A 19412-nucleotide genomic window follows, 5' to 3' on the forward strand; every position below is an offset into this window, starting at 1 on the left:
TGCTCTCCTGCGTAACGAAGTTGAGGGGCGGTCAGCGACTGATCGGGCTCAGATGAACTTCTGGCCCGCGAGGAACTCAGCGAGCTGCTTGCCGCCCTCGCCCTCGTCCTTGACGATGGTGCCGGCCGTGCGGGCCGGGCGCGGCTCCGCCGACTCGACGACTGTGTAGGCGTTCTCCAGGCCGACCTCGTCCGCGTCGATGTCCAGGTCGGACAGGTCCCAGGACTCCACCGGCTTCTTCTTGGCCGCCATGATGCCCTTGAAGGACGGGTAACGGGCCTCGCCGGACTGGTCGGTGACCGACACGACGGCCGGCAGGGAGGCCTCGAGCTGCTCGGAGGCGGCGTCGCCGTCGCGGCGGCCCTTGACGGTGCCGTCCTCGACGGAGACCTCGGAGAGCAGGGTGACCTGCGGGACGCCCAGGCGCTCGGCCAGCAGGGCCGGGACGACGCCCATGGTGCCGTCGGTGGACGCCATGCCGGAGACGACCAGGTCGTAGCCGGCCTTCTCGATGGCCTTGGCCAGCACCAGGGAGGTGCCGATGGCGTCGGTGCCCTCGATGTCCTCGTCCTCGACGTGGATCGCCTTGTCGGCGCCCATGGACAGCGCCTTGCGCAGGGCGTCCTTGGCGTCCTCCGGGCCGACCGTCAGGACGGTGACCTCGACGTCGTCGTCCGAGTTCTCGGCGATCTGCAGCGCCTGCTCGACGGCGTACTCGTCGAGCTCGGAGAGCAGACCGTCCACGTCGTCCCGGTCGACGGTCAGGTCATCGGCGAAGTGCCGGTCGCCAGTGGCGTCGGGCACGTACTTCACAGTGACAACGATCCTCAAGCTCACGCCGGCTCTCCTACTGCAATCGTCATTTCTCGGCTGCCTCTTGCAGGCAGCATAGGCGCCTCAAGTGGCCGATCCCGGTCGGGGCGACACCGCGCTCCGACCGAAATATTACTCGTCAGTACACCCAGTTCCTGCCCGCTAAGCAAGCGCTTTGAACTGTGACCTTCGCAACGCAGCGTAACCGGAATCGGACGGCTCCGCAGAAGCGGCGAGGCGTGATCAATCCCGCAGAGCGGTGAACCGGCCCTGGTGGTAGAGGAGCGGGCGGCCCGCGCCCGAGGGGTCGCCGAGGACGACCTCGGCCAGCACGATCCGGTGGTCTCCGGCCGGTACGCGGCTCACGACCCGGCCGATCAGCCAGGCCGGCACGTCGTCGAGGACCGGCACGCCCTCGGGGCCCTCGTGCCAGGCCGTGGCGGGGCCGAAGCGGTCGGCGCCGCTGCGGGCGAAGGTGGTGGCGAGCGCCTGCTGGTGCTCGCCGAGTATGTGCACGCCCACGTGCTCGGCCTCGGCGATCGCGGGCCAGCTGGAGGCACCGGTGCCGATGCCGAAGGAGATCAGCGGGGGCTCGGCGGACACCGAGGTGAGGGAGGTGGCGGTGAAGCCGACGGGGCCTGCGGCACCGCGCGCGGTGATCACCGCGACACCCGCCGCGTGCCGCCGGAAGACGGAGCGCAGCAGGTCGGGAGAGGCGAGCTGGACGGTGCCGAGGTCGGACGTGGCCGTCATGGAGTTGTCCTTCTGCTGGAGGGGACGAGCGGGTCGCGGGTGCTCAGCAACCCGGACAGCGTGCGCTCGCGGTGCGGACCAGGTCGATGTGCACCCGGCCGTGGAGAAGGAGTTCCGAAGGCATACCGGCCAGGCTGGCGATATGTGGTACGCCCAGTCAAGTACGTCCCGGGATATGGGAGCGGCCTCACTGCGCCCCGACCGCCTCCCCGAGGGCCGCGATGACGTCCGCCTTACGGGGCTGTCCTGCGGCCCGCCGCACCACGCGGCCGTTCGCGTCGAGGACCAGCACGGTCGGGGTCTTGAGGATGTCCAGGGCCCGGACCAGCTCCAGGCGGTCCTCCGCGTCGATCTCGACATGGGTGACCCCGGGCACCAGTGCGGCGACCTCACCGAGCACCCTGCGGGTGGCCCGGCAGGGGGCGCAGAAGGCGCTGGAGAACTGCACCAGCGTGGCGCGCTCGCCCAGGTCCTCGCCCAGCTCGGCCGGCCCGAGCAGCTTGCCCTCGTCGCGCCCGCGCACCCGTACTCTCCCGTTCCGCCGCCGCTGCAGCACTCCGAAGGCGCTCGCCGCCGCGAGCAACGCCACGCACACCACAAGTCCGGTCATCCTGGGGTGCAGCGTTCACACGACCGCAAAGATTCCCGAGCCCTGGCACGGTCCGGCATGCGGAATGCTTGCTTCATGGACATCGACGTGAGGGGGCCGCGGTTCGGCGCGGCGGTGACGGCCGTGGTGCTGGCGGCCGTTCTGGTCACCGGGAGCGCCTGGCTGCTGGCGTGGCAGACGCTGGCGTTCGCGCTGGGCGCGGCGGGCGGGGTGGGGCGCTCGCCCTATGGCTGGGTGTTCCGCAGGCTGGTGCGGCCGCGGCTCGGGCCGCCCACGGACTTCGAGGCGCCCGAGCCGCCGAGGTTCGCGCAGGCGGTGGGGCTGGTCTTCGCCGGCGTGGGGCTTGTCGGATACGCGACGGGCGCCGAATGGCTGGGTCTCGCGGCGACCGGGGCGGCGCTCGCGGCGGCCTTTCTCAACGCGGCGTTCGGATACTGCCTCGGGTGCGAGATGTACCTGCTGCTCCGGAGGCTGACGGTACGCCCGGAGTAAAGGGCCGTTAAAACACCGAGGTGGATCACGGGGCGACGTGACGAGAATCTCGCCCTGGACGGGCACGCGGGCTGGCTCCCCACGCGTTCTTGGGGCACGATCTGCGACATGCCGTAAAACCTACGGCTGCGTAACTTCCCGCCGGGAGCCCCCTTTCCCAGGCAGAGCAGAAAGGGCCCGTCCCACCTATGGCTGAGCTCGTGTACCGCCCCGTCATCGGGTTCGCCCAGACGCTGTTCAAGGTCTGGGACCTCAAGATCGACTGCGAGGGTTCCGAGAACATCCCGCGGTCGGGCGGCGCCGTGCTGGTGAGCAACCACATCAGTTACCTGGACTTCGTCTTCAACGGCCTGGCGGCGCTGCCGCAGAAGCGCCTGGTGCGCTTCATGGCCAAGGAGTCGGTGTTCCGGCACAAGGTGTCCGGCCCGCTGATGCGCGGCATGAAGCACATCCCGGTGGACCGCAAGCAGGGCGAGGCGGCCTACGAGCACGCGCTGCGCTCGCTGCGCTCCGGCGAGGTGGTCGGCGTGTTCCCCGAGGCGACGATCTCGCAGTCGTTCGCCCTCAAGAGCTTCAAGTCCGGTGCCGCGCGCATGGCCCAGGAGGCGGGCGTCCCGCTGATCCCGATGGCCGTGTGGGGCACCCAGCGGCTGTGGACCAAGGGCCACCCGCGCAACTTCCGGCGCAGCCACATCCCCGTCACCATTCGCGTGGGCGAGGCGGTCGAGGCGCCCAAGGACAAGTACGCCGGTGCGATCACCCGCCAGTTGCGCGGGCGCGTGCAGGAACTGCTGGAGGCCGCCCAGCGCGCCTACCCGAGCCGCCCCAAGGGCCCCGAGGACAGCTGGTGGCTCCCGGCCCACCTGGGCGGCACCGCGCCGACGCCCGAAGAGGTCCGCGCGGCCGAGGCCGGCTGACCCGCGCCCCTCGGCGCGAAGTGCCCTGGCCGGCCGACCCCGTGTCCCTCGGCGCGCAGCGCCCGGGCGGCCGACCCCGCGTCCGTACGGCCCGACTGCGGCCGGTAGGGTCCCCGCGGTAAGGCGGACGGTCGGCGGCTGACGGGGGCGCTTCGATGCGGCGTTGGGTCAAAGTGGCGGTGGCGGCTGCGGCCGTCCTGGGGATCGGCGGCTGGATCGCCGAGCCGTACGTCCAGGACTGGATGCTGCTGCGCAGCGCGTGCGCGGGCGGCCTGCCCGGTGACGCGGTCCGCGAACTGGCCGTGCACGGCTCGCACTTCACCGAGGCCGAGTCGGCCACGCACGAACGGCTGGGCTCCTTCAGCTGCTCCGTGTCCTTCGAGGACGAGGACGGCGACAGCGAACTGCTGCTGAGGGCCGAGGCGTACACCCGGCGGGACGACCAGGACCGGGAGTACAGGTCCCTCTTCGACGAGGAGGGCTTCACCCCGCAGGCGGCCCTGCCCGACGGACTGCCCGGCTTCACCGACCGCTTCGGCAGCCTCCAGTTCCTCGTCCCCTGCCCGGAGTTGGGCCGCGACGACGACGGACGGCAGCGCCGCATGCTGGTGCGCACGGCGTTCGGCCGGGACGCCGCCGCAGGGCAGCGCGCCGCCTACGAGGCCGCCGTCGCGCTGGTCGCCGCCGCCTCCGACCGGCTCGGCTGCGGTGCCGAGCCGCTCGACGCGCCGAAGGGCGACGCCGCACCACCCGACCCCGAGGACGACCTGCGCACGGTCCCCTTCGACAAGGCGGCCGACAGCACCTGTGCCCGCGCGCTGAATACCGTACTGCCGCGGCCGTCCGAGTGGCGGCTGGCCGACGGACTCAACGCCGCCGCACCCACCGGCCGTTGCGATCTGCTCACCGGGCAGGACGACGAGAACGGCGAGGGCGAGCTGGGGATGACGTTCGCCGCCTGGTACGGCGACTGGAGCGGGCGTCTGGTCACCTACGAGGGCGTGCCGCGCAGCCTGACGGCGACCGCCCGCTGCGACGGCGAGACCGCGAGCTTCGCCCTCTCCGCCGACAAGGGCATCCCGGGCGTCGGCAAGGTCGAACAGCGGGAGCTGCTGGAGGCGTTCGCGCAGGCCCAGGTACGGGAGCGGGACTGCACGGGGCTGCGCGTGACGGGCTGAGACCCGAGCAGGGCTTCAGAACCTCATCCAAAGGCCCCGTACATAGGCGTCGTCGATGATCTGCCGCATCGCGGCGGCCCGCCCGGCGGGCACACCACGGTCCTTCGCCCAGGCGTCGAACACCGTGAACAGCTGGTGCCGGCCGTCCATCGGGTCGCCCTCGATCGGCCCGTCGACCGGCCGCGCGGCGATGGCGGCCATCGGCGGACGGGTCATGACCTGGCGCGGGGCGGTCCGGTAGGTGCCGCGCAGATGCCGGCGTACGACGTCGTCGTACGCGTCGAGGTCGTCGGTCGTGCCCTCCCGGGCCAGGGCGGCCCGGTGCTTCATCAGGTTGCCGACGCGTTCGGCGATGTCCTCGAGGTCGTTGTCCGGCCAGGTCGTCGGAGTGCTGGCGTAGTCGCTCTTCTCCTTCGGGTCGGGGCGGAAGGCGGGGTCGCCGCCCTGGCTCGTCAGGCGCTCCAGGTAGTGCGCGAAGTAGGCGCGCTCGGCGTCGTAGAGGATCGCCAACGCCTCGGGGTCCTCGGCGAGTTCGGCCACGAGCATCTCCGGGTCGGCCTCGGCGGGTCCGTAGGGCTGGTCGTACTCGAAGTCCGTGTGGGCCTCGCCGGGGGCGAGGAATCGGCCGTACGACGTCCAGCCGTACGGGTCCGGCGCGGCGGCCTCGGCGGACACCGCGGGGCCGCCGGATTCGTCGTCGTGCATGAGGTAGCGGGCCTCGTCCACGACATAGTCGGCGAGCATGCGGGCCACCGCGGGGGCCATGCCCTCGGGCACCTCGGCGCCGTCCAGGGCGGCGGCGACCCCGTAGGCGGCGCGCGCCTGGGCGAGGCTGTGCGGGGTGCCGGGGCCGGGCGCCCGGGTGGCGGCCTCGACGACCGCGCCGAGCACCTCGGCTCCGTCGCCGCAGGGGTTGTCGTACCGCAGGAGGTCGCGTACGGCGTCGAAGCGGGAGAGGTCGTCGCCGGGGTCCAGTGCGCGGGTCGCTGCCGCGGGCCGGGCGGCGAGGGTGCGGGTGGATTTCGGGACGGTCTGGCAGGGGGGTGCGTCTTCGCCTGCGGCGAGCGTGATCGTGGCGGTGGTGCCGCCGGCGACGACGACGAGGGCGATGGCCGAGGCCATCAGCCGGTGCCGTCTCAGCCATGACCACCGGCCGCCGCCCTGTTCGTCGACCGTCACCACGTCTTGTGTTGCTCCCCCGTCGTTCATGCGGTGGACCCTAGCGGGAGGGTTTTTCGGCCTTTCGTCCGGGGGCCTTGTGGCGTTGCCGGCTGCGGGTGGTCGTGGGCCGTTCGCGCAGTTCCCCGCGCCCCTGAGGGACATGCGGCCGACGTCCCTCCAAACATCATCCCCCCACCTCCCGGCTCACAGCACCGTGGGGAGTGTCTTCCAGAGGTACTCGCGGTCCGAGGCCGCCTTGAGTACGCCGACCACGGTCGGATGCGGTTCTGCGTACAGGTCCGGGTAGTCCACCTCATCGGACGAGACATCGACCGGGAAGGCCAGTTGTTCGCCGGCGAGGGAGAACTGGGCGTCCACGCCCGGTTTGTTGCCGCGGGGGTCCTGGCGGTGCCAGGCGCCGTGGAAGCGGACCGCGACGAGGCCGTGCACGCAGTGGCCCGAGCCGTCGTCGTGCAGGAGCCGCTGGTAGCACAGGGCGGTCGGGATGTCCTCGGCCCGCAGGAGCGCGGCCAGGGCATGGGCCTTGGCATGGCAGATGCCGGTCTTCTCCCGCAGGACGTCCGACGCGCGCCAGGTCACGCGCGGGTCGTCGGCGTCGGCGGAGTGCGGGATGGTGTCGCGGACGAACTCGAACGCACGCCGCGCATAGTCATACGAGTCGTCGGCGCTGTCGGCCAGACGTGCCGCTGTCTCGCGGACGAGCGGGTGGTGATGGTCGATGACCTCGTCAGCGGCCAAGTACGCGGACAGGTCGGGCGTGTTCTGGATCAGCTCCATGGCTGCAGAGCATAGGAATGCGATCACCCGACAGTCAATGACTTTTCAGGTGACCGCATAGCTATGCACTCGCGTGTGGCCGTCTAGCGGGCCATCTCCTCCTTGAGGGCCGCGAGGAACGCGTCCACGTCCTCCTCCGTCGTGTCGAAGGAGCACATCCAGCGCACGACGCCCTCGGCCTCGTCCCAGAAGTAGAACCGGAACTTCTTCTGCAGCCGCTCGCTGACGGCGTTCGGCAGCTTGGCGAAGACGCCGTTGGCCTGGACCGGGTAGAGGATCTCCACGCCGTGCACCGCGCGGACGCCCTCGGCGAGGCGCTGGGCCATGTCGTTGGCGTGGCGGGCGTTGCGCAGCCAGAGGTCCTTGGCGAGCAGCGCCTCCAGCTGGACCGACACGAAGCGCATCTTGGAGGCGAGCTGCATGGACAGCTTGCGCAGATGCTTCATGTGCCGGACGGCGTCCTGGTTGATCACGACGACGGCCTCGCCGAACAGGGCGCCGTTCTTGGTGCCGCCGAGGGAGAGGATGTCGACGCCGACCGCGTTGGTGAAGGTGCGCATGGGCACGTTCAGGGACGCGGCCGCGTTGGCTATCCGGGAGCCGTCCAGGTGCACCTTCATGCCGTGCGCGTGGGCGTGCTCGCAGATCGCGCGGATCTCGTCGGGCGTGTAGAGGGTGCCCAGCTCGGTGCTCTGGGTGATCGAGACGACCTGCGGCATCGCGCGGTGCTCGTCCTCCCAGCCCCAGGCCTGCTTGTCGATCAGCTCGGGGGTGAGCTTGCCGTCCGGCGTGGGCACGGTGAGCAGCTTCAGGCCGCCCATCCGCTCCGGTGCGCCGCCCTCGTCGACGTTGATGTGCGCGCTCTCGGCGCAGATCACCGCGCCCCAGCGGTCGGTGACCGCCTGGAGCGCGACGACGTTCGCGCCGGTGCCGTTGAAGACCGGGAACGCCTCCGCCGTGGGCCCGAAGTGGCTGCGGACGATCCCCTGGAGGTTCTCGGTGTAGTCGTCCTCGCCGTACGCGACCTGATGGCCGCCATTGGCCAGCGCCAGGGCGGCCATCACCTCGGGATGCGCCCCGGCGTAGTTGTCGCTGGCGAAACCGCGGACCTCGGGGTCGTGGTGGCGACGCGCGTCGGTCTTCGGCGGGTTCACGGCTTCTCGGTGAGCCACAGACGGTTTCCGTTCACTTCCGCGGCGGGCTTGTCCCAGACGCCCACGATCGCCTCGGCGAGGTCCTTGACGTCCGTGAAGCCCGCGAACTTCGCGTTGGGCCGCTCGGCACGCATCGCGTCGTGGACCAACGCCTTCACCACCAGGATCGCAGCAGCGGACGTCGCCCCCTGCTCGCCCCCGGCCTTGCGGAAGAAGTCGGCCATGGCCAGCGTCCACGCCTCCGCGGCGGCCTTGCCCGCCGCGTACGCGGCGTTGCCCGCGGTCGGCTTGGTGGCGCCGGCCGCGCTGATCAGGACGTAGCGGCCGCGGTCGCTGCGCTGGAGCGCCTCGTGGAAGGCGAGGGAGGTGTGCTGCACGGTGCGCACCAGCAGCAGCTCCAGGAAGTCCCAGTCGTCCAGGCTGGTCTTGGTGAAGGTCTCGCTGCCGCGCCAGCCGCCCACCAGGTGGACCAGGCCGTCGACGCGCCCGAACTCCTTCTCGGTGCGCGCGGCCCAGTCGCGGGTGGACTGCAGGTCGAGCAGGTCGACCGTCTCGCCGGTCACCGTGGCGCCGCCGGACGCGTAGCGCGCCGCGTCCACGGCCTCGGCGAGCCGCTCCGGGTCGTTGTCGGCGCCGATGACCGTGGCGCCGGCCTCGGCGAGGCGGAGCAGTGCCGCCCGGCCGGCGGGTCCACCCGCGCCGGCCACCGCGATCACCGCACCGTCGAGAGCCCCGTTCCCCATGTTCTTCCCCTTCACGGCCGTGTTCTGGAGGCGGTCGCTCACGCGGCGACCCGCTCGGCGCCGGACGCGGTGATGCCGCGGGTCGACGCGATGACGTTCTTGAGCTTCTTGGACAGTGCCTCATAGAACATGCTGAGCGGAAACTCGTCCGGAAGCACGTCATCGACGAGCTTGCGCGGCGGCTGGGTCAGATCCAGGGCGTCCGGACCCTTGGCCCACTTGGAGCCGGGGTGCGGGGCGAGGTAGGTGGAGACCAGCTCGTAGCCGGCGAACCAGTGCACGAGCTTGGGACGGTCGATGCCGTCGCGGTAGAGCTTCTCGATGTCGGCGCACAGCTGGTTGGTGACCTGCGGGGCGCGCTGCCAGTCGATGAACAGCTTGTTGTCGGTCCAGCGGACCACGTCGTGCTTGTGCAGGTAGGCGAAGAGCAGCTGACCGCCGAGGCCGTCGTAGTTGCGGTTGCGGTCGCCGGTGACGGGGAAGCGGAACATCCGGTCGAACAGCACGGCGTACTGGACGTCACGGGCCTGCGGGACGCCGTCGGCCTCCAGCTTCACGGCCTCCTTGAAGGCGGTGAGGTCGCAGCGCAGCTCCTCCAGGCCGTACATCCAGAACGGCTGGCGCTGCTTGATCATGAAGGGGTCGAACGGCAGGTCGCCGTGGCTGTGGGTGCGGTCGTGGACCATGTCCCACAGGACGAAGGCCTCCTCGCAGCGCTTCTGGTCGTGGACCATCGCGGCGATGTCCTCGGGCAGCTCCAGGCCCAGGATGTCCACGGCGGCGTCGGTGACGCGGCGGAAGCGGGCGGCCTCGCGGTCGCAGAAGATGCCGCCCCAGGTGAATCGTTCCGGCGCCTCGCGCACGGCGATGGTCTCCGGGAAGAGCACGGCGGAGTTGGTGTCGTAGCCGGCCGTGAAGTCCTCGAACTTGATGCCGCAGAACAGCGGGTTGTCGTAGCGGGTGCGCTCCAGCTCGGCCAGCCAGTCGGGCCAGACCATGCGCAGCACGACCGCCTCGAGGTTGCGGTCCGGGTTGCCGTTCTGCGTGTACATCGGGAAGACGACCAGGTGCTGCAGGCCGTCCGCGCGGCTCGCCGCGGGCTGGAAGGCCAGCAGCGAGTCCAGGAAGTCCGGCACCTGGAAGCCCTCGGCGGCCCACCGGCTCAGGTCGGCGACCAGGGCCTTGTGGTACTCGGCGTCGTGCGGGAGCAGCGGGGAGAGCGCCTCGACGGCGTCCGTGATCCGGCGCACCGCGGCCTCGGCGTCGGCGCGCCCGGGGGCGCCCTCGGCCTCGAAGTCGATCGAGCCGTCCTTCGACTGCCAGGGCCGGATCTGCTCCACGGCATCCTTGAGCACCGGCCATGCCGGGTGCTCCACCACCCTGGCCGTGGGAGAAAGCTGCTCCCCCGTCGCCGCCTGCACAAGAATTTCCGTCATGTCCCATCCTCCACGGGAGAACCTCGCGTAAGGACACCGTAGGCATATGCGGTTGCGTCCAGCAAGAGGACCTCGGGAAATTCTTCTGTCGACCCCCCTTGGTCACCGTAGGTTTTTCTGCATGGCGGCCCGGGAAGGGATGCTTCCGCGCTTCCTTGCACGTCCGGGTGCACGGCGCGCGCGGGCGGTTAGGCTGCGGCCCCGACTGCCGTCGACGGAAGCGAGGTCTGCCTTGAACTTCCTCACCATCGGTCACCGCGGAGTCATGGGCGTGGAGCCCGAGAACACCCTGAGGTCCTTCGTCGCCGCCGAGCACGCCGGCCTGGACGTCATCGAGCTGGATCTGCATCTGAGCAAGGACGGCGCCCTCGTCGTCATCCACGACGAGGACGTGGACCGCACCACGGACGGCTCCGGCGCCGTGGCCGACAAGACGCTCGCCGAGCTGCGGGCCCTGGACGCCGGGCGCGGCGAGCGCATCCCCGTCTTCGAGGAGGTGCTGGACGCGGTGCGCTCACCGCTCCAGGCCGAGATCAAGGACGTGGCGGCGGCGCGAGCGCTGGCCGACGTGATACGCGAGCGGCGCCTCGTGGACCGCGTGGAGGTGTCCTCGTTCCACGACGAGGCGGTCACCGAGATCGCGCGCCTGGTGCCGGGCGTCCGTACCGCCCTCATCGGCAGCCACTACGGCACCGACATCGTGGACCGCGCGGTGGCGGCCGGTGCCCCGACCCTCTGTCTGAACATCCGCAGGATCACCCTGGAGGTCGTGGAGCGGGCGCGCGCGGCGCACCTGCGGATCTTCGGCTGGGTGGTCAACAACCAGGACCATCTGCGGCTGGTGCGCGCCCTGGAGCTGGACGGCGCGACCACCGACCACCCGGACATCAAACGCACCGGCCGCTTCACCGCGTGAGACTCACCCCAGCGGCTTGACCAGCAGCTCGAACTGGAGGTCGTCGCGCTGCGGGACGCCGAAGCGCTCGTCGCCGTACGGGAAGGGAGTCATCCGGCCCGTACGGCGGTAGCCGCGGCGCTCGTACCAGGCGATGAGGTCGTCGCGCACGGAGATCACGGTCATGTGCATCTCGGTCACGCCCCAGGTCGCGCGGGCCTGCCGCTCGGCCTCCGCGATGATCACCTTGCCCAGGCCCGCGCCCTGCAGCCGGGGGCTGACCGCGAACATCCCGAAGTAGGCGTGATCACCGCGGTGTTCGAGCTGGCAGCAGGCGACGACCTCGCCGTCCCGCTCCACCGTCAGCAGCCTGCTGTCCGGCGACTTGATCACCGCGAGCACGCCCTCGGCGTCGGTCCGCTGCCCCTCCAGGATGTCCGCCTCGGTCGTCCACCCCGCCCGGCTGGCGTCACCCCGGTACGCCGACTCGATCAGCGCGACGAGGACGTCCACATCGGCGTCGGTGGCATCGCGGAAGGTCAGTCCGGTGGCGGTGACGGCGGATTCCATGGAGGCGGCTCCGTTCTGTGGCGCGGCTGAAGCAGGACGAGCCTAACCCCGCCACTACGCTCCGAGGCCATGGTGCATGTACTGAGCAGCCGCATCCTCCTGCGCCCCCACGACCCCGAGCGCTCACGGGCCTTCTACGGCGGTGATCTGGGCCTCGCCGTGTACCGCGAGTTCGGTACGGGGCCCGAGCGCGGGACCGTCTACTTCCTCGGCGGCGGATTCCTGGAGGTCTCCGGGCGCACCGAGGAGGGGCCGTCCCCGGCGGTGCGGCTGTGGCTCCAGGTCGCGGACGTGGCGGCGGCGCACGAGGAACTGCGCGCCAAGGGCGTCGACATCGTGCGGCCTCCGGTCACCGAGCCGTGGGGTCTGGTCGAGATGTGGATCAGGGACCCGGACGGCACCGAGATCGTGCTGGTGGAGGTGCCCGCCGAGCATCCCCTGCGCTTCCGGCCCGGCATCTGAGGCGGCCTGCGCCGCCGGCCGCGAGAGGAAGACAGGCGCCGCGCTCCCTCGCGTGCTCCCCGTGTACACCCTTGCGCTTGCGTACGCCCCGCACGGCTCGGGCATCGCTTCGCTGGAGCGACCTTCGAGCGAGGGGGTACGTGTGCACGGACCGGCGTCGCCCGGCTGGCTGCTCGTCGCGCTGTGTGCCGCGACCGGCGCGTACTGCCTGCTGCGCATGCGCAGCGGGGTCGAGGAGCAGCGCCGCAGCGCGGGCACCGAGGCGCTCATGGGGTTCGGGATGGCCGCGATGGCGGTGCCCGCCGCGGTGTTCGCGCCGCCGCCGTGGGCCGCGGCCGCCTATGCGACGGTGTTCGGCGGGGCCGCGCTGCGCGCGCTGTGGGCCGCGCGCGCCGACGCGCACCATCTGCATCACCTGGTCGGCGACACGGCCATGGTGTACATGGCCCTGGCGATGGCCGGCTCCCCCGGCGGCCACGGCCACGGCGGCTCCGGTGTGCCCGCGCTGACCGGCGTACTGCTGCTGTACTTCAGCGGATACGTGCTGCTGTCCGGTGCGCGGCTCGTGCCCGTCGCCGGTACTCCGGCCGGGCCGGGCGGGGCCGTCGCATGGGGCGACCGGCCGGAACTGTCGCGGGCCTGCCGGCTGTCGATGGGGATCGCGATGGTGGCGATGCTGCTGACGTTGTGAACCACGGCTGCACCTGCGCGTCGTGAACCCGGCTGCACCTGCGCGTCCTGAACCCCGGCTGTACATGCCCGTTGTGCACCCGGGCTGTACGTGCGCGTTGTGAACTCCGGCCGTACCGGCGCCTTGTGAGCCACGGCCGTACGAAACCGTGGTCTGCGTCACTTGCCGCCGCGGGCCGTACCGCGCAGTAGCCGGGGCTCTTAGGGTGGCGGACATGATGGTCCCCGTGGCACTGATGCTGCTCGGCGCCCTGACCGCCTTCGTCGCGCCCCGCCTGCTGTCCCGGGTCGACTGGCCCGACCGTGAGCCGGTGGTCGCGCTGTGGGCGTGGCAGTGCGTGGTCGCGGCCGTGCTGCTGTGCTGCGCGCTGTCGATGACGCTCAGCGCGGCGGCCGCCTGGCAGGCGGTGCGCGGCCATCTGTTCGCCCCGGCCCCGCGCCCGGTCGTGGAGGCCTACGCCCTCGGCGCGGCCGGTGGCCCCTGGGCGGCGGCCACGGCGGTGGCTCTGGCGCTCGCCGGGGCGTGGAGCGGGGCGATGCTGGTGCGTGAGGTCGTCCGGGCGCGGGCGAGGGGCCGGCAGCGGCGGGCCGAACTGCTCGTACGGGCCCCGCTGTTGCCCGGTGAGGAGCCCGGCGGCGGACCGCTGGTGGTGCTGGAGGGCGAGCGGCCGGACGCCTGGTGGCTGTCGGGCGCGACGCCCCGCCTGGTGATCACGACCGCGGCGCTGCGCCGGCTCAAGGGACGCCAGCTCGACGCCGTCGTCGCGCACGAACAGGGCCACGCGCAGGCGCGCCACGACTGGCTGCTGCACTGCTCGGCCGCGCTGGCCGCCGGTTTTCCGCAGGTCCCGGTCTTCGCGGCGTTCCGCGACGAGATGCACCGGCTGGTCGAGCTGGCCGCCGACGACATGGCCTCCCGGCGCTTCGGGCGGCTCACGACCGCGCTGGCCCTGGTGGAACTCAACGAAGGCCGCGGCGTGTTCGGCCCGGGTCCCGCGGCCCAGGCGCATGTCACCCAGCGCGTGCACCGCCTGCTCGCCCCGCCGGACCGCCTCACCGCGGCCCACCGGCTGCGCCTGACGGCGACGGCCGCGCTGGTACCGGTGGTGCCGGTGCTGGTGGCCTTCGTCCCGGGCCTGCGCGCCCTGGGGTAGTCGGCCTCGGGAGGGGCGCCCTTTTAAGGCCCATCAGCTGCATGTCCCTCAAAGGGGCGCGGGGAACTGCGACCAGCCACGAAGGGCCCGCACCTGGCAACGCACGGAAAGCCCCGGGGCGAGACCCCGGAGGGGTTGGCACCGGAGGGGTTGGCACCGGAAGGCCCCTTTCCGCGAGGATCGCACCATGCGCACCGCCTCACCGACTCAGGCCCCCCAGCGGAGCACCCCGCTGCGCCTCGCCGGCGCCCTGGCCGGGTGCTCACTCGTCCTCCTCGTGCTGGTCGGCACGGCATGGCACCCGCTGATCTCCGCCGACCGCGAGGTCGCCCGCACCACGCACCGCTGGGCCGTGGACGAACGGACGCTCACCCACGCCTGCCGCATCCTGACGGACTGGGTCTGGGACCCGACCACCATGCGTCTGCTGTGCCTGATAGTGATCCTGTGGCTGGTGTGGCGCAGAGCGGCCTGGTGGACGGCGTCCTGGCTGGCGCTCACCGTCGCCGTCGGCACCCTCGTGCAGCAGGGCCTGAAGGCGGCGGTCGACCGGGAGCGACCGGTGTGGCCCGACCCCGTCGACTCGGCGCACTACGCGGCCTTCCCGTCCGGGCACGCCATGACGGCCACCGTGGTGTGCGGTCTGCTGCTGTGGCTGCTGCACGGCTTCGGCGTGGGCCGGGGCCTGTTCCGGGCCGGGCTGGCGGTGGCGGCCGTCTCGGTCGTCGGGGTGGGGCTGACCCGCGTCTGGCTGGGCGTCCACTGGCTCACGGACGTGCTCGGCGGCTGGCTCCTGGGCGGGACGCTCGTCGCCCTGGCGGTGGCGGCACATCAGCGGTGGCGCCCCGAGCCGCCCCGGCGGACGCCCGGCTCGGCGCCGTAGGAAAGCGGGACCCTACACTCCGGTCATGCTCGCTGTGATGTTCGACTTCTCCGGCACCCTCTTCCGTATCGAGTCCGCCGAGTCCTGGCTCGGCGCGGTGCTCTCCGACGCGCGGATCGCGCTGCCCGAGCGGGAGTTGGCGGACACCGCGCGGGCGCTGGAGGAGGCCGGGGCGCTGCCGGGGGGCGCGCCGCCGCTGCGCGTGCCCGGGCAGTTGGCCGAGGTGTGGGAGACCCGTGACGAGAGCGCCGAGCTGCACCGGGCCGCGTACACGGGCCTGTCCCGTCAGGTCGTCCTGCCGGATCCGGGGCTGCACGACGCGCTGTACGAGCGCCACAGGACGCCCGCCGCGTGGACGGCCTACCCGGACGCGGCCGAGGTCCTCGGCGGGCTGCGCGAGCGCGGGATCAAGGTGGCCGTGGTCAGCAACATCGGCTGGGATCTGCGCCCGGTGTTCCGCGCCCACGGCCTGGACCCGTTCGTCGACGCGTACGTCCTGTCGTACGAGCACGGCATCCGCAAGCCCGATCCGCGGCTGTTCCGTACGGCGTGCGAGGCGCTCGGCGCAGAGCCGCGGGAGGTGCTGATGGTGGGCGACGACCGGCGGGCGGACGGCGGCGCGGCCGCGCTGGGCTGTCCGGTGCACTTCGTGGATCCGCTGCCGGCCGAGCGGCGCCCGGACGGGCTGCGGCCGGTGCTGGAGCTGGCGGGCTGACGAGCCCCCCCGGCCAAGTCGCCTCAGGCGACTTTATGTGCGAGAGAAGACGTCCACCCTGGACGATCCCCCGCGTCGCCCAGGGCGGACGGCAAAACGGAACCACGCCGATCCAGAGGCGGATCCCGCTGCGCTGAGTATAGTTGGCTGGCAGCCAGTCAACGCAGGAGTCCAGGATGTCCCCGCGCAGCGCCCAGGTCAATGAAGAGTTGCGGCGGCGTTCTCGGGAACGGCTTCTGCAGGCGGCGGTCGAGCTGGTCAACGAGCACGGCTACGACGCCACGACCCTCGGCGACATCGCGGACCGGGCCGGCTCGGCACGGGGTCTGGTGTCGTACTACTTCCCCGGCAAGCGCCAGCTGGTGCAGTCCGCGGTGCACCGGCTGATGCACCGCACGCTGGAGGAGGGGCTGGAGCGCGAGCCGCGCACGGACGACGGCCGCGAGCGCATGGCGCGGGCGATCGACGCGATCCTGGGGCTGGCCCGGGACCGCCCGGTCCTCATGCGCCAGCACATGGCGGGTCTGCTGCAGGCCGAGGGTTTCGTGCAGTGCCCGGAGCAACAGCGGCTCGCCCACCTGCTGTTGGAGACGGTCTCCCGGCACGGTTCCTGCGACCCGGACGTCGACTACCCCTTGCTGCGGGCGCAGTTGATGGGCGCGGTGTACGCGATGGTGCTGCCCAATGTGGGCATGCCGATCGCGCCGCTGCGCGCGGAGCTGTTCCGGCGCTACGGCCTGGACTGGAACATGGGTGTCCCGCCGGACACCGAGGCACCCGGCGGGACGTGCGACACGGATCTGTCGCGGTTCTTCGCCACGGACAAGCGGCCCGCGGATCAGCAGGAGTAGGGCGTCAGTCGAAGTAGTCCGGCTGCGTCTGCACGTTGAGCTCGCCGAGCCGGACGCGGCGCGCCGGGTCGGTCAGCTTGTCGCTGATCTTCAGTACGTCGAAGCCCTTGGCCATGTCGTTGGAGTAGATGTGGCCGTTGTAGTAGTACGCCGACCAGGAGCCGCCGACCGTGAGGCTGCCCGTGGACAGCGGGCCGCGCTCGAAGTAGGCGATCTCCTTGGGGTTCGAGGAGTCGGTGAAGTCCCAGACGGACACACCGCCCTGGTACCACGCCTGGACCATCAGGTCCTTGCCCTTGACCGGGATGAGCGAGCCGTTGTGGGCGACGCAGTTCTCGGTGTCGGCCTGCATGCGCGGGATCTTGAAGTAGCTGCGGAAGACCAGCTTGCGGTTCTCGCCGCGGCCGACGATGTCGTAGATGCCGTCGGCGCCGCGGGTGGGGCCGGTGGCCGTGTTGCAGGTGGCACCGACACCGCCGCCCAACTCGTCGGTGAAGACGACCTTGTTGGCCTTCTGGTTGAAGGTCGCGGAGTGCCAGAAGGCGAAGTTGACGTTGTCCTGGACCCGGTCGATGACCTTCGGGTGCTCGGGGTCCTCGATGGAGAACAGGATGCCGTCACCCATGCAGGCGCCCGCCGCGAGGTCCTTGGAGGGCAGGACGGTGAGGTCGTGGCAGCCGGTGGTCTTGCTGACGCCCGGGTTGGTGGGCCCGCCCGGGTTGCCGCCGCCGTCGGGTCCGTCACCGGGGAAGAGGACCGGGAAGCCGACGACCGCCGCCTTCTCGGGGGCGCTGCGCGGCACCTTGATGACGGAGATGCCGTCGTGCGGGGGCTGGCAGTCCGGGTAGGTCGCGTTCGGCGAGTAGGAGGAGACGTAGATGTAGACGTTGCGGCGCTCGGGCACCAGCGTGTGGGTGTGCGAGCCGCAGGCGGTCTCGACGGCGGCGACGTACTTCGGGTTCGCCTTGTCGCTGATGTCGAAGACCTTCATGCCCTCCCAGGAGGACTTCTCGGTCGCGGGCTGCGTGGTGCTGTTGCAACTGCTGTCGCTGCGCGAGGAGTCGGTGGACAGGAACAGCAGGTTCCCGGAGACCGAGATGTCGTTCTGCGAGCCGGGACACAGCACCTGGGCGACCGTCCTCGGGGCGCTCGGGTCGCTGATGTCGAAGATGCGGAAGCCGTCGTAGTTGCCGGCGAAGGCGTACTTCCCCTGGAAGGCGAGGTCGGAGTTGGTGCCCTTGACCAGGTCCTTGGGGACGTTCGCCAGGTGCTCGATGTTGGCCGAGTGGACGATCTCGTCCTGGCCGGGTATCGCGCCGTCGGCGATGGCCTCCCGCACCTCGGCCTGGTCGCTGCGGGACACTTCCTTCTGGGTCGTCGGGGCGTCCCCGGGGTCGGGGGTCGCGATCGCCGGGTGGGCCGTGAGCAGCGCGGCCAGAAGTCCGGCCGCCGCGGTGGCAACTCCCAGACGTCTGCGCCGCGTTCGGGGATCGTTGGACAGGGTCACTGCTTCCTCCCTTGTGCCGTTCGCGGTGGAACGGTTCACGGACCCCCGAAGTATCGTCTTCATCATGCACAGATCAACAGGGGTGAAACGTAGATGTAATCCAGGTTTTTGATCAGTCGTGCACGGAACAGTGCTAGGACAGTCACCAACACTCACAAGGTGTGCCCCTCTCACATCGCCTGCCACAGGAGGCCGTCGTGCACTTCCGCCGCGCCCTGCGCGCATCCCTCGCCACGGCGTCGCTCGCCGCACTGGCCGCGTTCGCGCTCGCCGGCTGCGACTCGGACGCGGACTCCGCCGACGGCGCCAAGTCGCCCGCGGCGAGCGGGCCTTCGGTGCTGGTGCCGGGGCTTCCGGGTGAGGAGAACCGGACCCTGTCGGCCGAGGAGGCGGCGGCTCAGCAGGCCGAGGACGACACCCCCAACTCGGCGGACGTGTCGTACGTACGCATGATGATCGAGCACCACCAGCAGGCCCTGGAGATGTCCGAACTGGCCCCGAAGCAGGCGGGGTCGACCCAGGTGAAGCGGCTCGCCGACCGCATCACGGCCGCGCAGGGGCCCGAGATCGGCGCCATGAAGGGCTGGCTGGAGACGCACGGGCAGAGCGAGAAGGCCTCGGGCCACGACCACACCGCGATGCCGGGGATGGCGACCGAGGCCCAGCTGACGCAGCTGCGGGCCGCGCGGGGCAGGGAGTTCGACGCACTGTTCCTGAGGCTGATGATCGCCCATCACGAGGGGGCGATCACCATGGCCACGGACGTGAAGGCGCAGGGCAACAACATCCAGGTCGAGGAGATGGCCGACGATGTGGTGGCCCAGCAGACGAGCGAGATCTCGCGGATGCGGGACATGATCTGAACGCCCCGGCTCAGCGCCGGGCGTGACGTGGCGTCAGGAAGCCCGCGTCGCGGGCCTGGGCGATCAGCTTGAGGGACCTGCGGCGGCTGTGGCCCGTCGCGCACATCACCGCGAGGACGGGATCGAAGCCCTCCTCCTGTGCCGCCCGGTACTCCTGGGCGACCAGCCTGCGGCCCTCGATGCCGCGCGGCCAGGCGGGGCGGGCGCGGTACGGGGCCGGCGGGTCGGCGTCCTGTGCGGGGAGGCCGGCCCGCGCGGGGAGGCGGTCCTGCGCGGGGAGGCCGTCTTGCGCGGGGAGGCCGTCCTGCGCGGGGAGATCGGCCCGCGCCTCCTCGTCGTATGCCTCCTCCTCGCCCGGTTCGATGCCGCACGCCTCGGCCAGCGGTCCTTCGATCCAGTCGGCGAGCACGGTGAGGTCGGCGAGGGAGAGCGCCGGCTGGGCGCGGACGTCCTCGATGGAGAGGCATCCCGCGGTCAGCACGGCCAGGGCGTCGACGCGGGCGCCGTCGGCGAAGCCGAGCCGCACCTGGAACCAGGAGGTGGCCCCGTCGCTCTCCTGCACTTCCCAGGCGGGCCACACGGACACCGCACCGTCCTCGAAACGGCGATCAGAAAGATTAAGAAAGGATGCTTCTAGCACACACGCAACGTAACCGCATCATCACATTCCATACGAAAGCACCCAGGGGACACGCACACCGGGCACTCCGACGGCGCAGCCCCGCCCCCTCCCCCCGCGGGCCCGCCGGTGCGATGCTGGAGACATC

General features: G+C 71.4%; 23 protein-coding genes. 11 read left to right on the top strand and 12 right to left on the bottom strand.

All coding sequences use genetic code 11. From position 1 onward, the window contains the following. Positions 1 to 48: 48 nt before the first annotated feature. The 4 genes from ACIQ6Y_RS17865 to ACIQ6Y_RS17880 form a co-directional block, all read right to left on the bottom strand. Positions 49 to 837, bottom strand: coding sequence for an electron transfer flavoprotein subunit beta/FixA family protein (locus tag ACIQ6Y_RS17865; RefSeq protein ID WP_404039303.1), 789 nt, complete (start codon positions 835 to 837; stop codon positions 49 to 51). A gap of 219 nt (positions 838 to 1056) precedes the next feature. Continuing rightward, positions 1057 to 1566: a flavin reductase family protein gene (locus ACIQ6Y_RS17870; RefSeq protein ID WP_404039306.1), complete on the bottom strand. Its 510-nt coding sequence runs from the start codon at positions 1564 to 1566 to the stop codon at positions 1057 to 1059. 43 nt (positions 1567 to 1609) lie between these two features. Continuing rightward, the gene (locus tag ACIQ6Y_RS17875; protein WP_399644847.1) at positions 1610 to 1690 is read right to left on the bottom strand and encodes a putative leader peptide; all 81 of its coding nucleotides are present in this window, start codon (positions 1688 to 1690) and stop codon (positions 1610 to 1612) included. Positions 1691 to 1753: 63 nt separating this feature from the next. Further along, positions 1754 to 2176 (bottom strand): TlpA family protein disulfide reductase, encoded by a 423-nt coding sequence (locus ACIQ6Y_RS17880; RefSeq protein ID WP_404039309.1) that lies wholly within the window; start codon positions 2174 to 2176, stop codon positions 1754 to 1756. Between the two features lie 75 nt (positions 2177 to 2251). Between ACIQ6Y_RS17880 and ACIQ6Y_RS17885 the strand changes: the two genes are divergently transcribed. The 3 genes from ACIQ6Y_RS17885 to ACIQ6Y_RS17895 all read left to right on the top strand — a co-directional run bounded on the left by ACIQ6Y_RS17885 (position 2252) and on the right by ACIQ6Y_RS17895 (position 4763). After that, positions 2252 to 2668 (top strand): DUF4395 domain-containing protein, encoded by a 417-nt coding sequence (locus ACIQ6Y_RS17885; protein ID WP_404039311.1) that lies wholly within the window; start codon positions 2252 to 2254, stop codon positions 2666 to 2668. Between the two features lie 188 nt (positions 2669 to 2856). Continuing rightward, entirely contained in the window at positions 2857 to 3585 is a 729-nt protein-coding gene (locus ACIQ6Y_RS17890) for a lysophospholipid acyltransferase family protein (RefSeq protein ID WP_404039314.1), read from the top strand. A 155-nt stretch (positions 3586 to 3740) separates the two neighbouring features. After that, the gene (locus ACIQ6Y_RS17895) at positions 3741 to 4763 is read left to right on the top strand and encodes a hypothetical protein (RefSeq protein ID WP_404039317.1); all 1023 of its coding nucleotides are present in this window, start codon (positions 3741 to 3743) and stop codon (positions 4761 to 4763) included. Between the two features lie 15 nt (positions 4764 to 4778). Here the strand turns inward: ACIQ6Y_RS17895 and ACIQ6Y_RS17900 are convergent, their stop codons facing one another. The 5 genes from ACIQ6Y_RS17900 to ACIQ6Y_RS17920 all read right to left on the bottom strand — a co-directional run bounded on the left by ACIQ6Y_RS17900 (position 4779) and on the right by ACIQ6Y_RS17920 (position 10055). After that, positions 4779 to 5972 (bottom strand): hypothetical protein, encoded by a 1194-nt coding sequence (locus ACIQ6Y_RS17900; RefSeq protein ID WP_404039319.1) that lies wholly within the window; start codon positions 5970 to 5972, stop codon positions 4779 to 4781. A gap of 156 nt (positions 5973 to 6128) precedes the next feature. After that, positions 6129 to 6722 (bottom strand): transglutaminase domain-containing protein, encoded by a 594-nt coding sequence (locus ACIQ6Y_RS17905; RefSeq protein WP_404039322.1) that lies wholly within the window; start codon positions 6720 to 6722, stop codon positions 6129 to 6131. 83 nt (positions 6723 to 6805) lie between these two features. Further along, positions 6806 to 7876, bottom strand: coding sequence for a threonine aldolase family protein (locus ACIQ6Y_RS17910; protein ID WP_404039325.1), 1071 nt, complete (start codon positions 7874 to 7876; stop codon positions 6806 to 6808). Then, on the bottom strand, positions 7873 to 8619 hold the full coding sequence (locus ACIQ6Y_RS17915; RefSeq protein ID WP_404039328.1) for an SDR family NAD(P)-dependent oxidoreductase: 747 nt from the start codon (positions 8617 to 8619) through the stop codon (positions 7873 to 7875). Before ACIQ6Y_RS17915 ends, ACIQ6Y_RS17910 begins: the two co-directional genes overlap by 4 nt. 38 nt (positions 8620 to 8657) lie before the next feature. Beyond that, a complete protein-coding gene (locus ACIQ6Y_RS17920) occupies positions 8658 to 10055 on the bottom strand; it encodes a DUF6421 family protein (protein ID WP_404039331.1) in 1398 nt (465 codons plus the stop codon). Between the two features lie 232 nt (positions 10056 to 10287). Here ACIQ6Y_RS17920 and ACIQ6Y_RS17925 point away from each other — a divergent pair, with 232 nt between their 5' ends. Further along, positions 10288 to 10971 carry a glycerophosphodiester phosphodiesterase gene (locus tag ACIQ6Y_RS17925; protein ID WP_404039334.1) on the top strand — a complete coding sequence of 228 codons (684 nt, stop codon included), beginning with the start codon at positions 10288 to 10290 and terminating at the stop codon, positions 10969 to 10971. Between the two features lie 3 nt (positions 10972 to 10974). On the opposite strand, the gene ACIQ6Y_RS17930 is transcribed toward ACIQ6Y_RS17925, so the two are convergent. Then, the gene (locus ACIQ6Y_RS17930; RefSeq protein WP_404039337.1) at positions 10975 to 11520 is read right to left on the bottom strand and encodes a GNAT family N-acetyltransferase; all 546 of its coding nucleotides are present in this window, start codon (positions 11518 to 11520) and stop codon (positions 10975 to 10977) included. 69 nt (positions 11521 to 11589) lie between these two features. Here ACIQ6Y_RS17930 and ACIQ6Y_RS17935 point away from each other — a divergent pair, with 69 nt between their 5' ends. From ACIQ6Y_RS17935 to ACIQ6Y_RS17960, 6 genes are all read left to right on the top strand, one after another. Continuing rightward, a complete protein-coding gene (locus ACIQ6Y_RS17935) occupies positions 11590 to 11982 on the top strand; it encodes a VOC family protein (protein ID WP_404039340.1) in 393 nt (130 codons plus the stop codon). A gap of 142 nt (positions 11983 to 12124) precedes the next feature. Further along, complete coding sequence (locus ACIQ6Y_RS17940) at positions 12125 to 12673, top strand: DUF5134 domain-containing protein (RefSeq protein WP_404039342.1); 549 nt, start codon at positions 12125 to 12127, stop codon at positions 12671 to 12673. A gap of 214 nt (positions 12674 to 12887) precedes the next feature. Beyond that, on the top strand, positions 12888 to 13826 hold the full coding sequence (locus ACIQ6Y_RS17945; protein ID WP_404039345.1) for a M56 family metallopeptidase: 939 nt from the start codon (positions 12888 to 12890) through the stop codon (positions 13824 to 13826). A gap of 187 nt (positions 13827 to 14013) precedes the next feature. Further along, positions 14014 to 14709 carry a phosphatase PAP2 family protein gene (locus tag ACIQ6Y_RS17950; protein ID WP_404039348.1) on the top strand — a complete coding sequence of 232 codons (696 nt, stop codon included), beginning with the start codon at positions 14014 to 14016 and terminating at the stop codon, positions 14707 to 14709. A gap of 25 nt (positions 14710 to 14734) precedes the next feature. Beyond that, positions 14735 to 15424: an HAD family hydrolase gene (locus tag ACIQ6Y_RS17955; protein WP_404039351.1), complete on the top strand. Its 690-nt coding sequence runs from the start codon at positions 14735 to 14737 to the stop codon at positions 15422 to 15424. 176 nt (positions 15425 to 15600) lie between these two features. Beyond that, positions 15601 to 16275 (top strand): TetR/AcrR family transcriptional regulator, encoded by a 675-nt coding sequence (locus ACIQ6Y_RS17960; protein WP_404039353.1) that lies wholly within the window; start codon positions 15601 to 15603, stop codon positions 16273 to 16275. 4 nt (positions 16276 to 16279) lie between these two features. On the opposite strand, the gene ACIQ6Y_RS17965 is transcribed toward ACIQ6Y_RS17960, so the two are convergent. After that, positions 16280 to 17782, bottom strand: coding sequence for an LVIVD repeat-containing protein (locus ACIQ6Y_RS17965; protein ID WP_404039356.1), 1503 nt, complete (start codon positions 17780 to 17782; stop codon positions 16280 to 16282). 197 nt (positions 17783 to 17979) lie between these two features. Between ACIQ6Y_RS17965 and ACIQ6Y_RS17970 the strand changes: the two genes are divergently transcribed. Further along, positions 17980 to 18645, top strand: coding sequence for a DUF305 domain-containing protein (locus ACIQ6Y_RS17970; RefSeq protein WP_404039359.1), 666 nt, complete (start codon positions 17980 to 17982; stop codon positions 18643 to 18645). Between the two features lie 10 nt (positions 18646 to 18655). Here the strand turns inward: ACIQ6Y_RS17970 and ACIQ6Y_RS17975 are convergent, their stop codons facing one another. Further along, positions 18656 to 19231 (bottom strand): DUF6214 family protein, encoded by a 576-nt coding sequence (locus ACIQ6Y_RS17975; protein ID WP_404039362.1) that lies wholly within the window; start codon positions 19229 to 19231, stop codon positions 18656 to 18658. Positions 19232 to 19412: the final 181 nt, after the last annotated feature.

Origin of the sequence: Streptomyces sp. NPDC096205 (assembly GCF_044763135.1) — a bacterium.
Lineage (GTDB): Bacteria > Actinomycetota > Actinomycetes > Streptomycetales > Streptomycetaceae > Streptomyces.

Bases quoted from the DNA above. Each gene is read 5' to 3' on its own strand.
- ACIQ6Y_RS17870 (WP_404039306.1), bottom strand. From the start codon at position 1,566: ATGACGGCCACGTCCGACCTCGGCACCGTCCAGCTCGCCTCTCCCGAC.
- ACIQ6Y_RS17875 (WP_399644847.1), bottom strand. From the start codon at position 1,690: ATGCCTTCGGAACTCCTTCTCCACGGCCGGGTGCACATCGACCTGGTC.
- ACIQ6Y_RS17880 (WP_404039309.1), bottom strand. From the start codon at position 2,176: ATGACCGGACTTGTGGTGTGCGTGGCGTTGCTCGCGGCGGCGAGCGCC.
- ACIQ6Y_RS17885 (WP_404039311.1), top strand. From the start codon at position 2,252: ATGGACATCGACGTGAGGGGGCCGCGGTTCGGCGCGGCGGTGACGGCC.
- ACIQ6Y_RS17890 (WP_404039314.1), top strand. From the start codon at position 2,857: ATGGCTGAGCTCGTGTACCGCCCCGTCATCGGGTTCGCCCAGACGCTG.
- ACIQ6Y_RS17895 (WP_404039317.1), top strand. From the start codon at position 3,741: ATGCGGCGTTGGGTCAAAGTGGCGGTGGCGGCTGCGGCCGTCCTGGGG.
- ACIQ6Y_RS17900 (WP_404039319.1), bottom strand. From the start codon at position 5,972: ATGAACGACGGGGGAGCAACACAAGACGTGGTGACGGTCGACGAACAG.
- ACIQ6Y_RS17905 (WP_404039322.1), bottom strand. From the start codon at position 6,722: ATGGAGCTGATCCAGAACACGCCCGACCTGTCCGCGTACTTGGCCGCT.
- ACIQ6Y_RS17915 (WP_404039328.1), bottom strand. From the start codon at position 8,619: ATGGGGAACGGGGCTCTCGACGGTGCGGTGATCGCGGTGGCCGGCGCG.
- ACIQ6Y_RS17920 (WP_404039331.1), bottom strand. From the start codon at position 10,055: ATGACGGAAATTCTTGTGCAGGCGGCGACGGGGGAGCAGCTTTCTCCC.
- ACIQ6Y_RS17930 (WP_404039337.1), bottom strand. From the start codon at position 11,520: ATGGAATCCGCCGTCACCGCCACCGGACTGACCTTCCGCGATGCCACC.
- ACIQ6Y_RS17935 (WP_404039340.1), top strand. From the start codon at position 11,590: ATGGTGCATGTACTGAGCAGCCGCATCCTCCTGCGCCCCCACGACCCC.
- ACIQ6Y_RS17945 (WP_404039345.1), top strand. From the start codon at position 12,888: ATGATGGTCCCCGTGGCACTGATGCTGCTCGGCGCCCTGACCGCCTTC.
- ACIQ6Y_RS17950 (WP_404039348.1), top strand. From the start codon at position 14,014: ATGCGCACCGCCTCACCGACTCAGGCCCCCCAGCGGAGCACCCCGCTG.
- ACIQ6Y_RS17955 (WP_404039351.1), top strand. From the start codon at position 14,735: ATGCTCGCTGTGATGTTCGACTTCTCCGGCACCCTCTTCCGTATCGAG.
- ACIQ6Y_RS17960 (WP_404039353.1), top strand. From the start codon at position 15,601: ATGTCCCCGCGCAGCGCCCAGGTCAATGAAGAGTTGCGGCGGCGTTCT.